This window comes from Pseudomonas triticifolii (genome assembly GCF_014358015.1).
Classification (GTDB): Bacteria; Pseudomonadota; Gammaproteobacteria; order Pseudomonadales; family Pseudomonadaceae; genus Aquipseudomonas; species Aquipseudomonas triticifolii.
Map to the genome: position 1 here is coordinate 101,016 of NZ_JACONV010000011.1, position 14,261 is coordinate 115,276.

At 59.5% G+C, this 14,261-nt stretch carries 11 protein-coding genes; 3 read left to right on the forward strand and 8 right to left on the reverse strand.

Annotation, left to right across the window (positions count from 1 at the left end; all coding sequences use genetic code 11):
- Positions 1-8 precede the first annotated feature (8 nt).
- Entirely contained in the window at positions 9-2,045 is a 2,037-nt protein-coding gene (locus H8S56_RS15765; protein ID WP_187519148.1) for a sensor histidine kinase, read from the forward strand.
- A gap of 15 nt (positions 2,046-2,060) precedes the next feature.
- Positions 2,061-2,639 (forward strand): cob(I)yrinic acid a,c-diamide adenosyltransferase, encoded by a 579-nt coding sequence (locus tag H8S56_RS15770; RefSeq protein ID WP_024686717.1) that lies wholly within the window; start codon positions 2,061-2,063, stop codon positions 2,637-2,639.
- A 643-nt stretch (positions 2,640-3,282) separates the two neighbouring features.
- Here H8S56_RS15770 and H8S56_RS15775 read toward each other — a convergent pair.
- The 4 genes from H8S56_RS15775 to secA all read right to left on the reverse strand — a co-directional run bounded on the left by H8S56_RS15775 (position 3,283) and on the right by secA (position 8,977).
- The gene (locus H8S56_RS15775) at positions 3,283-4,230 is read right to left on the reverse strand and encodes a Nudix family hydrolase (RefSeq protein WP_187519149.1); all 948 of its coding nucleotides are present in this window, start codon (positions 4,228-4,230) and stop codon (positions 3,283-3,285) included.
- A 2-nt stretch (positions 4,231-4,232) separates the two neighbouring features.
- Positions 4,233-4,859: a glutathione S-transferase family protein gene (locus tag H8S56_RS15780; RefSeq protein ID WP_187519150.1), complete on the reverse strand. Its 627-nt coding sequence runs from the start codon at positions 4,857-4,859 to the stop codon at positions 4,233-4,235.
- Positions 4,860-4,910: 51 nt separating this feature from the next.
- The gene (gene argJ / locus H8S56_RS15785; RefSeq protein ID WP_187519151.1) at positions 4,911-6,128 is read right to left on the reverse strand and encodes a bifunctional glutamate N-acetyltransferase/amino-acid acetyltransferase ArgJ; all 1,218 of its coding nucleotides are present in this window, start codon (positions 6,126-6,128) and stop codon (positions 4,911-4,913) included.
- A gap of 110 nt (positions 6,129-6,238) precedes the next feature.
- Positions 6,239-8,977 carry a preprotein translocase subunit SecA gene (gene secA, locus H8S56_RS15790; protein WP_024687122.1) on the reverse strand — a complete coding sequence of 913 codons (2,739 nt, stop codon included), beginning with the start codon at positions 8,975-8,977 and terminating at the stop codon, positions 6,239-6,241.
- Positions 8,978-9,282: 305 nt separating this feature from the next.
- On the opposite strand from secA, the gene H8S56_RS15795 reads away from it, so the two are divergent.
- Positions 9,283-9,738 (forward strand): DUF721 domain-containing protein, encoded by a 456-nt coding sequence (locus H8S56_RS15795; protein ID WP_024687123.1) that lies wholly within the window; start codon positions 9,283-9,285, stop codon positions 9,736-9,738.
- Between the two features lie 94 nt (positions 9,739-9,832).
- Here the strand turns inward: H8S56_RS15795 and lpxC are convergent, their stop codons facing one another.
- From lpxC to H8S56_RS15815, 4 genes are all read right to left on the reverse strand, one after another.
- On the reverse strand, positions 9,833-10,744 hold the full coding sequence (gene lpxC / locus H8S56_RS15800) for a UDP-3-O-acyl-N-acetylglucosamine deacetylase (RefSeq protein ID WP_024687124.1): 912 nt from the start codon (positions 10,742-10,744) through the stop codon (positions 9,833-9,835).
- A gap of 112 nt (positions 10,745-10,856) precedes the next feature.
- Positions 10,857-12,044, reverse strand: coding sequence for a cell division protein FtsZ (gene ftsZ, locus H8S56_RS15805; protein ID WP_024687125.1), 1,188 nt, complete (start codon positions 12,042-12,044; stop codon positions 10,857-10,859).
- Positions 12,045-12,122: 78 nt separating this feature from the next.
- On the reverse strand, positions 12,123-13,379 hold the full coding sequence (gene ftsA, locus H8S56_RS15810; protein ID WP_004881500.1) for a cell division protein FtsA: 1,257 nt from the start codon (positions 13,377-13,379) through the stop codon (positions 12,123-12,125).
- 14 nt (positions 13,380-13,393) lie between these two features.
- Positions 13,394-14,260, reverse strand: coding sequence for a cell division protein FtsQ/DivIB (locus H8S56_RS15815; RefSeq protein ID WP_024687126.1), 867 nt, complete (start codon positions 14,258-14,260; stop codon positions 13,394-13,396).
- Position 14,261: the final 1 nt, after the last annotated feature.

Here is a 14,261-nt window from a genome sequence, read left to right on the forward strand (position 1 = left end):
CTCGCCCCATGCCCTTGCGCCAACGCCTGGAAAACCTGCCTGTCGGCCAGAAGCTGCTGGCCGCCCTGCTGGTTCTGATGACCACCGTGCTGCTGGTTGCCAACCTGACCTTCATCAGCGCGGCCTATTACATTTCTCAGGAAGCCATGGCGCCGCAGGCACTGCAGACCATCGGTCGCCTGATCAGCAGCGCCAACCTTAATGAAAATGCGCTGAATTCACCTGACGACGCACGCGCTCTGCTCCGGGAGTTGAAAAGCTACGGCCCGTTACGCGCGGCAGCCATTTACGACAATGACGGCCAGCGGCTGGCACAGGTGCAACAAGGCGAAAGTCTGGAACTGCCGCATCACTTCAAGGACCTCGAAAGCTGGCGTCTGACCGAGTTTCGCAGCACGCAGGTGATTACGGTGCCCAAGCAAGACCAGCCACCTGGCCACCTGCTGCTGGTCGCCAGCAGCGAACTGCCGCCTGCGTTTTATACCGGCACCCTGACCGCCAGCCTGGGCATTCTGGTGTTCAGCGTCCTGTTGTGGCTGGTGGTGGCGCGACAGATTCGTCGCCTGATCACAGAGCCCATCTATCAGTTGGAAGAACTGTCCCGCCAGGTAACCCGCGAAGAAAACTACGCGCTGCGGGCCGAGCCCGGCAACGAGGACGAAATCGGCAGTCTGGCCGAGGCCTTCAACACCATGCTGTCGCGCATCGAAGCACGGGAGCAGCAGCTCAAACGCGCCCGCGACGACTCTCAGGAAGCCTACGACCAGGCGCAAGGCATGGCCGAGGAAACCCGTCACACCAACCGCAAACTGGAGCTGGAAGTTCAGGTCCGCAGCAAGATCGAAAAGAAGCTCACCGGGTTTCAGAACTACCTCAACAGCATCATCGACTCCATGCCATCGGCCATGATCGCGCTGGATGAGCAGCTTTACGTGACCCAGTGGAATCAGGAAGCCAGCGCGCTTTCGGGCACGACCCTGGACGAAGCGATGAACCAGCCGATCTTCATCGCGTTCGAGCCAATGCGCTCGTTCCTGCCGCAGATCAAGCAGACCGTCGAACGGCACAGCGTCACCAAGATCGAGCGCGTGACCTGGATCAAGAACGAAGAGCCGAGCCATTACGCGCTGACGTTTTACCCGCTGACCGGCGACGCAGGCCGTGGCGTGGTAATCCGCATCGACGACATCACCCAGCGCATCTCGCTGGAAGAAATGATGGTGCAGTCGGAAAAAATGCTGTCTGTCGGCGGACTGGCAGCGGGCATGGCGCACGAAATCAACAATCCGCTGGGCGCGATCCTGCATAACGTGCAGAACATTCGGCGACGTCTGTCGCCGGACCTGCCCAAAAACATCGAGCAGGCCGAAACCGATGGCATCGACCTTGCGGTAGTGAACCACTACCTGACCAGCCGCGAGGTGCCGCAATTGCTGGATGGCATTCAGCAGGCGGGCGCACGCGCGGCGAAGATTGTCAGCCACATGCTTAACTTCAGCCGCCTGAGCAACCGTCAGTTATCGCCTTGCGAGCTGCAGGCCCTGATCGATCAAGCGGTGGAGATCGCCAGTAACGACTTCGACCTGACCATCGGATTCGACTTCAAGGGCCAGCACATCATTCGTCAGTTCGACCCGGAACTGGGGCCTGTACCGTGCATTGCCAACGAGCTGGAACAAGTGCTGCTGAACCTGTTGAAAAACGCTGCACAGGCCATTCACCAGCGTGCCGACAGCGAGGAGCCAGGGCGCATCATCCTGCGCACCCGGCTCAATCCGCCGTGGGCCGAGATTCAGGTGGAAGACAACGGCATCGGCATGTCCGAAAGCGTGCGCAAACGGACGTTCGAGCCGTTTTTCACCACCAAGGAAATCGGCCAGGGCACCGGACTGGGATTGTCGGTGTCGTACTTCATCATCACCAACAACCACAAAGGCCAGATGGAAGTGCAATCTTCCGTCGGCAGCGGAACCTGTTTCACCTTACGCCTGCCGCTGATCGCCAATCAGGCGAGTGTGCAGCAACAGATTATTTCCAAGCCATGACCAGGAGCCATTGAAATGGGCTTTCGTTTGTCGAAAATCTATACACGTACCGGAGACACCGGTGAAACCGGACTGGGTGACGGCCGCCGGGTCTCCAAGGATCATCCACGGGTCGAGGCCATTGGCGAAGTCGATACCCTCAACAGCCAGATCGGCCTGCTGTTGGCCGGACTCAGTGAGCAGGCGTCGGTCGTTTCCGGGCTCCACGAAGTGATCGAAGTATTGGCCCCCTGCCAGCATCGGTTGTTCGATCTGGGCGGCGAGCTGGCCATGCCCACGTACAAGGCGCTGAACAGCGCCGAGGTCGAACGTCTTGAGGCAGCGATTGACGTATGGAACGAAGAGCTGGGGCCGCTGGAAAACTTCATTCTGCCCGGCGGGTCCGCGCTGATCGCTCAAGCACACGTGTGCCGCAGTCTGGCCCGCAGTGCCGAGCGCCGCTGTCAGCACCTGAATGCGGTCGAACCGCTTGAAGGGGCGGGTCTGGCGTACATCAATCGATTGTCGGACCTGCTGTTCGTCGCGGCGCGCGTGATTGCCCGAAGACAAGGCATCGCCGAGATCCTGTGGCAGCCAGCGCCAAAGCCGGAGTGAGGTCGTTACGCGTCTCGCTGCTCTGAAGATCCCGCGGGAACGAGCTTGATCGCGAAGGCGGTATGTCAGGCGCTACATCTTTGCAGAATGTACCGGCCTTTTCGCGGACAAGTCCGCTCCCACGATGTGCGTTGCTTGCTTCACGTGAGCGCCAGGTCGAGGACGCGGCGAGGCATCTCACGAGGCTGGGTGTCAATCCAGTGAAGCCTGTGTGTCACGCCACGCGAAACGCTAAGGCAACGATCAGTACTTCTCAGGTTACGCGTCTTGCTGCTCTGAAGATCCCGTGGGAGCGAGCTTGCTCGCGAAGGCGGTGTGTCATGCGCTACATCTTTGCCGAATGTACCGGCCTCTTCGTGAGCAAGCTCACTCCCACGAGGTTGGGTGTCAATCCAGTGAAGCCTGTGTGTCACGCCACGCGAAACGCACAGGCAACGATCAGCACTTATCAGGTTACGCGTCTTGCTGCTCTGAAGATCCCGTGGGAGCGAGCTTGCTCGCGAAGGCGGTATGTCAGGCGCTACATCTTTGCCGAATGTACCGGCCTTTTCGCGGACAAGTCCGCTCCCACGAGGCTGGGTGTGAATCCAGTGAAGGTTGGGGGTCAATCCACGCGAGACGCACAGGCAACGATCGGCACTTCTCAGACCTCTTGCGGCCAGAACGCACGTATCCCTGCAACGCCCTGAGCGCCGCTTTCCCAAGCTTTTTGTCGCTCGGCAGGCCCAACACCACCCAGCAGGTAAACCGGCTTGGAAAAGCCTGTGATCAGCTCGGCAGCCAACGCCCAGCCCAACGGCTGCGCATCGGGATGCGTCAAGGTTGGCTGTATCGGCGACAGGGTCACGAAATCCACACCCATCTGTTCGGCCAGTGCCAGCTCTTCGGCGTTATGGCATGAAGCGGCCAGCCAGCGATCTTCTGGAAACGGACGCCCACGGCTGGCGTACTTGCGCAGCTGTTCAGCCGTCAGGTGCCAGCCAGCGGAAGGGAAATCCCCCAGCCACTCCAGCGGGCCCTTGAGCATCAGTTGTGCCTTGCCAGCGCACAACCCCGCAGCATCCACCGCCATGTCGCGGTACTTGGGATCGTAGCCACCCGGCGCACGCAACTGAACCAGTTTGATACCACCCGCGACAGCCTTCTGAATGCCACGCAGCACTTCGATGTTGTCCAGCCCTTCCGGGGTAATCAGGTACTCGCCCGGCAGGCGTGCTGCCGCGACAATCGGTCGATTGGCCGCCGGAAAGTCGTAATTGGCCAGCTCACGTGAACTCACCCAGGCCAGCGGCTGGCCTTCGGCACCGTGTGGCTCGCCGGTGAACGCCGAGACTTCCCACACATCCAGCAGCACGTGCTTGTCTGGATAGTCGTGCTGAATCTTGATCAGCGGACGTGCCGCAGTGACCATGATGCCCAGCTCTTCCTGCAGTTCACGCCGCAGCGCCGTCTCGACCGCCTCGCCCTCTTCGACCTTGCCGCCGGGAAACTCCCACAAACCGCCCTGGTGCTGACTGTCAGCCCGTCTGGCGATCAGGATCTTGCCATCAATGCCACGGATGACAGCGGCGGCCACGTGAACTCGTTTCACAATCAGGACTCCTCTAGAGCGGCCTGCTGCCAGCGCTGGAAAGCAGGCCACTGGTAGATGGCTTCAATGTAAGCCAGCGCCTCGTCAGGCAGCGCCACGCGGTAGCCGCGCAGGCGGATAACCACAGGGGCGAAGAACGCGTCGGCGATGCTCGGAAGACCGAACAGGAATGGACCGGCTTCCTTTGCGGCGGCGCGGCACTCGGCCCACAGCTCGACGATACGGTCGATGTCGTTCTGAGCGTCGACCGGAATCACTTCCAGCGCCTGATCGCGACGCAGGTCCATCGGCATGTTCGAACGCAGACTCACGAAACCGCTGTGCATCTGTGCACAGGCAGAACGCGCCTGAGCACGGGCGGCGATGTCACGCGGCCACAACTCGACATCCGGAAAACGCTCGACCAGGTACTCACAGATCGCCAGCGAATCGATGATGGTGCCGTGCTCGCACTGCAACGCGGGCACTTTGCCGGTAGGCGAATACTTGAGGATGTTCTCACGGGTGTCAGACTGGTTCAGGCGAACGACCTGATCGGTGAACGGCGCGCCAGTCATCTCCAGCACCAGCCAGGGACGCAGCGACCACGAAGAATAGCGTTTGTCGCCGATGATTAGGTGCAGTCTCATGTTCAACTCCATTGAGTGGCGCAGGCGACAGAGCGCCCGCGCCGGAATGAATCAGGTGCGGTATTCCGCGTTGATCTTCACGTATTCATGGGACAGATCGGTGGTCCAGATCGTTTCGCTGCACTCACCACGGCCCAGCTCGATGCGGATAGTGATTTCTTCTTCAGCCATGACCGCCGAACCCTGCTCCTCAGTGTAGGTTGTCGCACGGCAGCCCTGGCTTGCGATGCAGACGCCGCTCAGGAACACGTCGATCTTGCTGACGTCCAGATCCGGCACACCTGCGCGGCCAACGGCGGCCAGAATGCGACCCCAGTTCGGATCGGAAGCGAACAGCGCGGTCTTGATCAGTGGCGAGTGAGCCACCGCGTAGCCGACGTCCAGACACTCCTGATGATTGCCGCCACCATTGACTTCGACCGTGACGAACTTGGTCGCGCCCTCGCCGTCGCGCACGATCGCCTGGGCGACTTCCATGCACACTTCGAAGACGGCTTTTTTCAAGGCGTCGAACAACGGGCCTTTGGCTTCGGTCACTTCAGGCACGTTGGCCTGACCGGTGGCGATCAGCATGCAGCAGTCGTTGGTCGAGGTATCGCCATCGATGGTGATGCGGTTGAACGACTTGTTCGCGCCATCGCGGATCAGGTCTTGAAGCACGCTCTGCGAAACCTTGGCATCGGTGGCGATGTAGCCGAGCATGGTCGCCATGTTCGGCCGAATCATGCCTGCGCCCTTGCTGATGCCGGTCACCGTGACGGTCACGCCGTCGTGCTGGAACTGACGGCTGGCGCCCTTGGGCAGGGTGTCGGTGGTCATGATGCCGGTGGCCGCAGCCGCCCAGTTATCCACAGACAGGTCGTCGAGGGCCGCTTGCAGCGCGCCTTCGATCTTTTCCACAGGCAACGGCTCGCCGATCACACCGGTGGAGTAAGGCAGCACGGCAGACGCATCGACGCCGGTCAGTTCAGCCAGTTTCTCGCAGGTACGACGCGCTGCGATCAAGCCTGGCTCGCCGGTGCCTGCATTGGCGTTACCGGTGTTGGTCAGCAGATAGCGCACGGTGCCCTGCACGCGCTGCTTGGCCAGGATGACGGGGGCAGCACAGAACGCGTTCAGCGTGAACACACCGGCAACGCTTGAGCCTTCGGCGCAGCGCATCACCACGACATCCTTGCGCCCCGGGCGTTTGATGCCGGCAGAAGAAATGCCAAGTTCAAAACCGGGAACCGGGTGCAGCGTAGGCAACGGACCAAGACCAACAGCCATCGGGGTGCTCCTCATGGAGTGTGTGCGCCGCCCACATCGGTACGGCGATCAATGAAAAAACGCCGCGACGGGCAAGCCGGTCGCGGCGCGGGTATTACAGTGTCAGGACCTTAGTTGATCTGGCCGTGACAGTGCTTGAATTTCTTGCCCGAACCACACCAGCACAGCTCGTTGCGACCCAGCTTCTGGTCATTGCGAACCGGCGTTGTGGCGACGGCAACGGCCTCACCCTCTTCCTCGATCAGCGCAGGCTGATCAATACCAGGGGCTTCAGCGTGTTCGAACTGCATGCGCTTGGCCAGTTCCTCGGCTTCCTGACGCTGACGCGCCTCTTCTTCCTCGGGGTCTTCGCGACGAACCTGAACGTGGGACAGGACGCGGATGGTGTCGCGCTTGATCGAGTCCAGCAGTTCCTGGAACAGGGTGAACGACTCGCGCTTGTATTCCTGCTTCGGGTTCTTCTGGGCGTAGCCACGCAGGTGAATACCATGACGCAGGTGATCCATTGTCGACAGGTGGTCTTTCCACAGGTCGTCCAGAACACGCAACAGAATCTGCTTCTCGAAGGAGCGCAGCGCTTCGGCACTGGCCTGATCTTCCTTCTCGTTATACGCGACCAGCAGCTGCTCCATGATCTTGGTGCGCAGGCTGTCTTCGTGCAGGTGATCGTCTTCGTCGAGCCATTGCTGAATCGGCAGCTTCACAGCGAAATCGGTGTTCAAGGAAGCTTCCAGCCCCGCAACATCCCACTGCTCAGGCATCGACTGTGGCGGAATGTGCTGACTGATCAGGTTGTTCAGCACTTCCTCACGGAAGTCGGTAATGGTTTCACCGATATTGTTGGTGGCCAGCAGCGTGTTACGCATGTGATAGATCACTTTGCGCTGCTCGTTGGCCACGTCGTCGAATTCCAGCAACTGTTTGCGGATATCGAAGTTACGACCTTCGACCTTGCGCTGTGCCTTCTCAATGGCGTTGGTGACCATGCGATGCTCGATGGCCTCGCCGGACTGCATACCCAGCGCCTTCATGAAGTTTTTCACCCGGTCAGAGGCGAAAATGCGCATCAGACTGTCTTCCAGCGACAGGTAGAAACGGCTGGAGCCGGTGTCCCCCTGACGACCGGCACGACCACGCAACTGGTTGTCGATGCGGCGAGATTCGTGACGCTCGGACGCGATCACATGCAGACCGCCCGCCTCGATCACCTGCTGGTGACGCTTCTGCCAGTCAGCCTTGATCTGCGCGACCTGCTCAGGCGTCGGGTCTTCAAGATTGGCAACTTCGACTTCCCAGTTACCGCCCAACAGAATGTCGGTACCGCGACCGGCCATGTTGGTGGCGATGGTCAGCGCGCCCGGACGACCGGCCTGAGCGATGATTTCCGCTTCTTTCTCGTGGAACTTGGCGTTCAGAACCTTGTGCTCGATGCCTTCTGCGTTGAGCAGACGGGACATGTGCTCGGAGGTTTCGATGGTCGCCGTACCCACCAGCACCGGACGGTTTTCCGCAAGGCAGGCCTTGATGTCGGTAACGATGGCTGCGTACTTCTCTTCCGCCGTCAGGTAGACGAGGTCGTTGAAGTCTTTACGGGCCAGCGGCTTGTTCGGCGGGATGACCATCACGGCCAGGTTGTAGATCTGGTGGAATTCGAACGCTTCGGTGTCGGCTGTACCGGTCATGCCGGACAGCTTGTTGTACAGACGGAAGTAGTTCTGGAACGTGGTCGATGCCAGTGTCTGGCTTTCGGCCTGAATGTTCAGGTTTTCCTTGGCCTCGATAGCCTGGTGCAGACCCTCGGACAGACGACGGCCCGGCATGGTACGACCGGTGTGCTCGTCAACCAGCAGCACCTGACCGTCCTGGACGATGTACTCAACGTTGCGGTTGAACAGCTTGTGCGCACGCAAACCGGCGTAAACATGGGTCAGCAGACCCAGGTTATGCGCCGAATAAAGGCTTTCTCCCTCAGCCAGCAGGCCGACTTCGGTGAGCATCTCTTCGATGAACTGGTGACCGGCTTCGTTCAGCTCGACCTGACGGGTTTTCTCGTCGACGGTGAAGTGACCGGCCTTGGTGACCTGACCTTCCACTTCCTCGATGTGCTGCTCGAGTTTAGGGATCAGTCGGTTGATTTCGGTGTACAGCCTGGAGCTGTCTTCAGCCTGACCGGAGATGATCAGCGGTGTGCGCGCTTCGTCGATCAGGATGGAGTCGACTTCGTCGATCACGGCAAAGTTGAGTTCACGCTGGAACTTGTCGTCCATGCTGAACGCCATGTTGTCGCGCAGGTAATCGAAGCCGTATTCGTTGTTGGTGCCGTAGGTGATGTCGGCAGCATAGGCCGCGCGCTTTTCTTCCGGTGGCTGGAAAGGCGTGACGATCCCTACGGTCAGGCCGAGGAATTCATACAGCGGGCGCATCCAGTTGGCGTCACGGCGTGCCAGGTAGTCGTTCACGGTTACGACGTGAACACCCTTGCCCGACAGGGCGTTGAGGTAGACCGCCAGGGTACCGACGAGCGTTTTACCCTCACCGGTACGCATCTCTGCGATCTGACCTTCGTGCAGGGTCATGCCGCCGATCAACTGGACGTCGAAGTGGCGCATGCCCATGACGCGCTTGCCCGCTTCACGCGCGACAGCGAACGCTTCCGGCAGCAATTGATCGAGGGTCTCGCCTTTGGCTATGCGGGCCTTGAACTCTTCGGTCTTGGCGCGCAATTGCTCGTCCGAAAGGGCCACCATTTGCTCTTCGAAGGCATTGACGAGCTGAACCGTCTTGAGCATGCGTTTGACTTCACGCTCGTTCTTGCTTCCAAAAAGTTTTTTTAACAAAGGCGCAAACATATCGACAGGATCTTCCACACATAGGAATGGAGGGCGGCCCCGTGAGTCGCCCGTGCAGCCCTGATGGCTGCATGCGAACGAGCATTCTACCCGGAAACGATGGTGAGGAAAGTGGCGTTATTCCACGATGCTGGCACAGCGCTGTGACGGGGCAGGTTTACAATGGGGCCATTTTCAAGCACTTCAACCCATAAACAGGGGAAGTTACTCATTGATTTGCATATGAAAGCACGGAAAGGCCTCTGAAAGCAGCCGTTACAATGCTTTCTGTTAAGATGATCGCCTTGTCACCGAGGCACATCACCATGGCTTTCCGTCCTCTGAACGCTCGCGCGCCTGCGGTCCTGCTGCGCGAAGCCAAGCCCCTGAAGGCTATCTTCCGGCACGCCGAACGCCTGAGCCATTTGCAGCGCCTGCTTGAAAGCCAATTGCAGCCTGCCGCCCGCGAGCATTGTCATGTGGCCTCGTGGCGCGAAGGAAGTCTGTTGCTGATCGTGACGGACGGCCACTGGGCCACTCGCCTGCGCTATCAACAGAAACGTTTGCACCGACAGTTGATCGCGTTCGACGAGTTCATCAACCTGACCCGCATCGTGTTCAAGGTACAGCCGCCGACAGCGCCACGCGGCGCGGCGACGCATACCATCGACCTGTCCACGGTCGCCGCCGAAAACATCCAGGCCACCGCTGAAGGCATCACTGACCCCAAGCTGCGCGCCGCGCTGGAACGCCTGGCCAGTCATGCCAAGGACCGCAAATAAGCGATCTGCCGCCTGCGAACTCGCTTCAGGCAAATAAAAAAAGGCCGCCCGAGGGCAGCCTTTAAAGAACAAAAGGAAAGAGAGTAAAGCTTGCTTACACGGCCGCGACAGGACGCATGTAAGAAATAGGTGCCGTACTGGCATCCTCGAAGGTCACCACTTCCCACGCATCTTTCTGCTCGATCAACGTGCGCAGAAGACGGTTGTTCAGTGCATGCCCCGACTTGAAGCCCTTGAACTCACCAATCAGGCTATTGCCCAGCAGGTAGAGGTCACCGATGGCATCCAGGATTTTATGTTTGACGAATTCGTCCTCATACCGCAGGCCGTCTTCGTTCAATACGCCATCCTTGTCGACCACGATGGCGTTTTCCACACTGCCGCCGAGTGCGAGGTTGTGCTTGCGCAGGTACTCGATATCACTCATGAACCCGAAGGTACGGGCACGGCTGACTTCCTTCACAAAGGAAGTGCTGGAAAAGTCCACGCTTGCACTTTGAGTGCGGTCACGGAAGACGGGGTGATCGAAATCGATCTCGAAACTGACCTTGAACCCTTCGAAAGGCACGAAAGTAGCGCGTTTACCGCCATCTTCCACTGTGACTTCACGCAGGATCCGGATGAATTTCTTCGGCGCGTCCTGTTCTTCCAGGCCTGCCGATTGAATCAGGAATACGAAAGGGCCTGCGCTGCCGTCCATGATCGGGACTTCGGAGGCAGAGAGCTCGACGTAGGCGTTATCGATGCCAAGGCCAGCCATGGCCGAAAGCAGGTGTTCAACCGTGTCAACTTTGACATCACCGTTGACCAGCGTGGTCGACAGCGTGGTGTCACCGACATTTTCCGCACGCGCAGGGATCTGCACGACAGGATCGAGGTCGACTCGGCAAAACACGATGCCGGTATTCACAGGTGCGGGCTTGAGGGTCAGGTAAACCTTCTCCCCGGAGTGCAGACCGACACCTGTGGCACGGATAATATTTTTCAGGGTGCGTTGTTTAATCATGGCATGGGCCGCTTCAGCGCAAGTTGCGAACTGGTATCAACAAAGGCTGGCGATGATAGCAGACCATGCCTTTGCTGAACACCAATCACCCTAATACCCCTGATACATTTCATCAATCGGCCTGACGACGCAGGAAAGCCGGGATGTCCAGGTAGTCCAGATCATCGTTCGGGTTCATCTTCGCCGCTGCTGTCGCGCCTGCGTGTGCCTGATTGCGCATCACGGTAGGACGGTCCAGGTCGCGGTAGTTCACCGACGGGGCTTCCTGACGGGCCGCTGGCTGAGCCGAGGCCTGCTGAGTGGTCTGCAGGGTGTTGTCGATAACCTTCACAGGCTTCTCGATTTTCGCGCCCAGACCGGTCGCAACCACGGTCACGTGCAGCTCGTCACGCATGTCTGGATCGATAACGGTACCGACCTTGACCATGGCGTGCTCGGAGGCGAACGCTTCGATGATGCTACCCACGTCCGAGTATTCACCCAGAGACAGGTCAGGACCGGCAGTGATGTTGACCAGGATGCCACGAGCGCCCTGCAGGTTGACGTCTTCGAGCAGCGGGTTGCGAATGGCGGCTTCTGTCGCCTCACGTGCACGGTTCGGACCGCTGGCGCAGCCAGTGCCCATCATTGCCATGCCCATTTCGCTCATCACGGTGCGTACGTCGGCGAAGTCGACGTTGATCATGCCCGGACGCTTGATGATGTCGGAGATACCGCGAACGGCACCGGCCAGTACATCGTCTGCCTTGGCGAAAGCCGACAGCAGGCTGGCGTCTTTACCCAGGATGGTCAGCAGCTTCTCGTTGGGAATGGTGATCAACGAGTCGACGCTTTCGGACAACATGCGGATGCCTTCATCGGCGATCTGCATGCGCTTGCGACCTTCGAACGGGAACGGACGCGTGACGACTGCAACCGTCAGAATGCCCATTTCCTTGGCCACTTCGGCAATGATCGGTGCTGCACCGGTACCGGTACCGCCGCCCATGCCCGTGGTGATGAACACCATGTTGGTGCCTTGCAGGACTTCTGCAATGCGCTCACGGTCTTCCAGTGCGGCCTGACGACCCACTTCCGGGTTGGCGCCAGCGCCAAGGCCCTTGGTCACGCCTGTGCCCAATTGCAGAATGGTGCGCGCGCCGATGTTTTTCAGCGCTTGAGCATCGGTGTTGGCGCAGATGAATTCGACGCCTTCAATGTTGCTCTTGACCATATGATTGACAGCGTTACCGCCACCACCGCCTACACCGATGACCTTGATTACCGGGCTTTGCGGGACGTTGTCTACGAGTTCGAACATTTTCTCTCTCCTTCCGCTCTCTAGTTAGTTTGCCTACTGCCTGCCGCTATTGCTTTTGGAGCCTTGAAACTTTGAAACTCAGAAATTGCCCTGGACCCAACGCTTGATTCGCTCAAGCACTGGCGCCTTGGGTTCGTCGCCGTAACTGCTGTTGCCGACAATCCCCGACAGCGAAATGCCGTCCGATTGTTTTTGCAGCCCGTACAGCAGCAGGCCTACGCCTGTGGAGTAGATCGGGTTGCGCACGACATCAGCGAGCCCTTTGACGCTATGCGGAACGCCGAGGCGCACCGGCATGTGGAAGATTTCTTCGGCAAGTTCCACCGCACCTTCCATTTTCGAGGTACCGCCGGTCAGCACGATGCCGGCCGGGATCAGGTCTTCATAACCGCTGCGACGCAGTTCGGCCTGAATGAGGGTGAACAGCTCGTCGTAACGAGGTTCGACCACTTCGGCCAGGGCCTGGCGCGACAGCTCGCGAGGTGGACGGTCGCCCACGCTCGGTACTTTGATGGTTTCGCCAGCACCGGCCAGTTTGGCAAGGGCGCAGGCATAACGAATCTTGATTTCTTCGGCGTACTGGGTCGGGGTGCGCAACGCCATGGCGATGTCGTTGGTCACCTGATCGCCCGCAATCGGGATCACGGCAGTGTGACGAATCGCGCCTTCGGTGAAGATTGCGATGTCAGTGGTGCCGCCGCCGATGTCCACCAGGCAGACGCCCAGCTCTTTCTCGTCATCGGTCAGAACCGAATAGGCCGAGGCCAGTTGCTCCAGAATGATGTCGTCGACTTCAAGGCCGCAGCGACGCACGCACTTCTCGATGTTCTGTGCAGCGTTGACTGCGCAGGTCACCACATGCACCTTGGCTTCCAGGCGCACGCCCGACATGCCCAGTGGCTCACGAACGCCTTCCTGGTTATCGATCACGTAGTCCTGAGGCAGGGTGTGCAACACGCGCTGATCGGCAGGGATCGCGACGGCCTGAGCAGCATCGAGTACACGCTCCAGGTCCGCAGAGCTGACTTCACGGTCGCGAATCGCCACGATGCCATGGGAGTTCAGGCTGCGAATGTGGTTGCCCGCAACACCGACGAACGCCGAGTGAATACGGCAGCCAGCCATCAGTTGGGCCTCTTCCACGGCGCGCTGGATCGACTGCACGGTCGATTCGATATTCACCACCACGCCCTTCTTCAGGCCGCGGGAAGGATGAGTACCGATACCCACGATTTCCAGCGAGCCATCGGCCGCGACTTCGCCTACCAGTGCCACCACCTTGGAGGTACCGATATCCAGCCCGACGATCATTTTGCCGCTTTGCACATTTGCCATGGTCCTGCCTCTTATCAATTCTTCGCGACGGCGGGTTTGTCCGTCGTCGGCGCTGCCTGTTCACGCCACCCGACCGCCAGGCCGTTGGCGTAACGCAGGTCGATGCGCGCAATATTCGTGATTTGGTCTTTAAGCGTTTTGTCGTAAATCGCGATGAAGCGGCGCATTTTTTCAACGAGATGGTCGCGTCCCAGCAACAACTCAATTCCCGGACCGGCATTGCCGGCCCCCGTGGTCAGGAACCAACTGCCACGCTCGCGCAATTCCAGACGCACGATCGAAAATCCCAGGGGGCGCAACATCTGGCTCAATACCTGGTACTGCTGCATCACCTGCTGCTGAGCCCGCTGTGGGCCGAACAACTGGGGAAGGTGTTCATAGTTAGACAGTTCACGCGGTGTGAAAGCCTGTCCCTGATTGTTCAGCAAGGCTTCGTCACCCCAACGGGCAACGGGCAGTTGCTCTTCCAGGCGAATCACCACCTGGTCCGGCCACACACGCCTGACTTCGGCGTGTGCAATCCACGGCATTTGCTCAAGCTCGGTGCGCATGGCCGCCAGATCGATCTTGAAGAAGCTCGACGCCACAAACGGTGCGATCCGCTGCTGCACGGCCTGTTGGCTGATGTAACTCAGATCGCCCTGCACATTGATGCGCGTGATCGGGCGGTCGGCGTACGGCATCAGTCGCAGCGCAGCTTCGTAAGTCCCGAAACCCAGAACGACCAACATGACAGGCCAGAACAGTCGCTTCAGGAAGCTGAAGTTCGGCTTGGGCATGCGCGACGACAGCGGTTCCTTGGCCACCATCCGGCTGGCGCCACGAGGCACCGGCTTGCGGCCGGGGGCTGGTGGCTGTTGACGTGCCGAAGCGCCGTACATG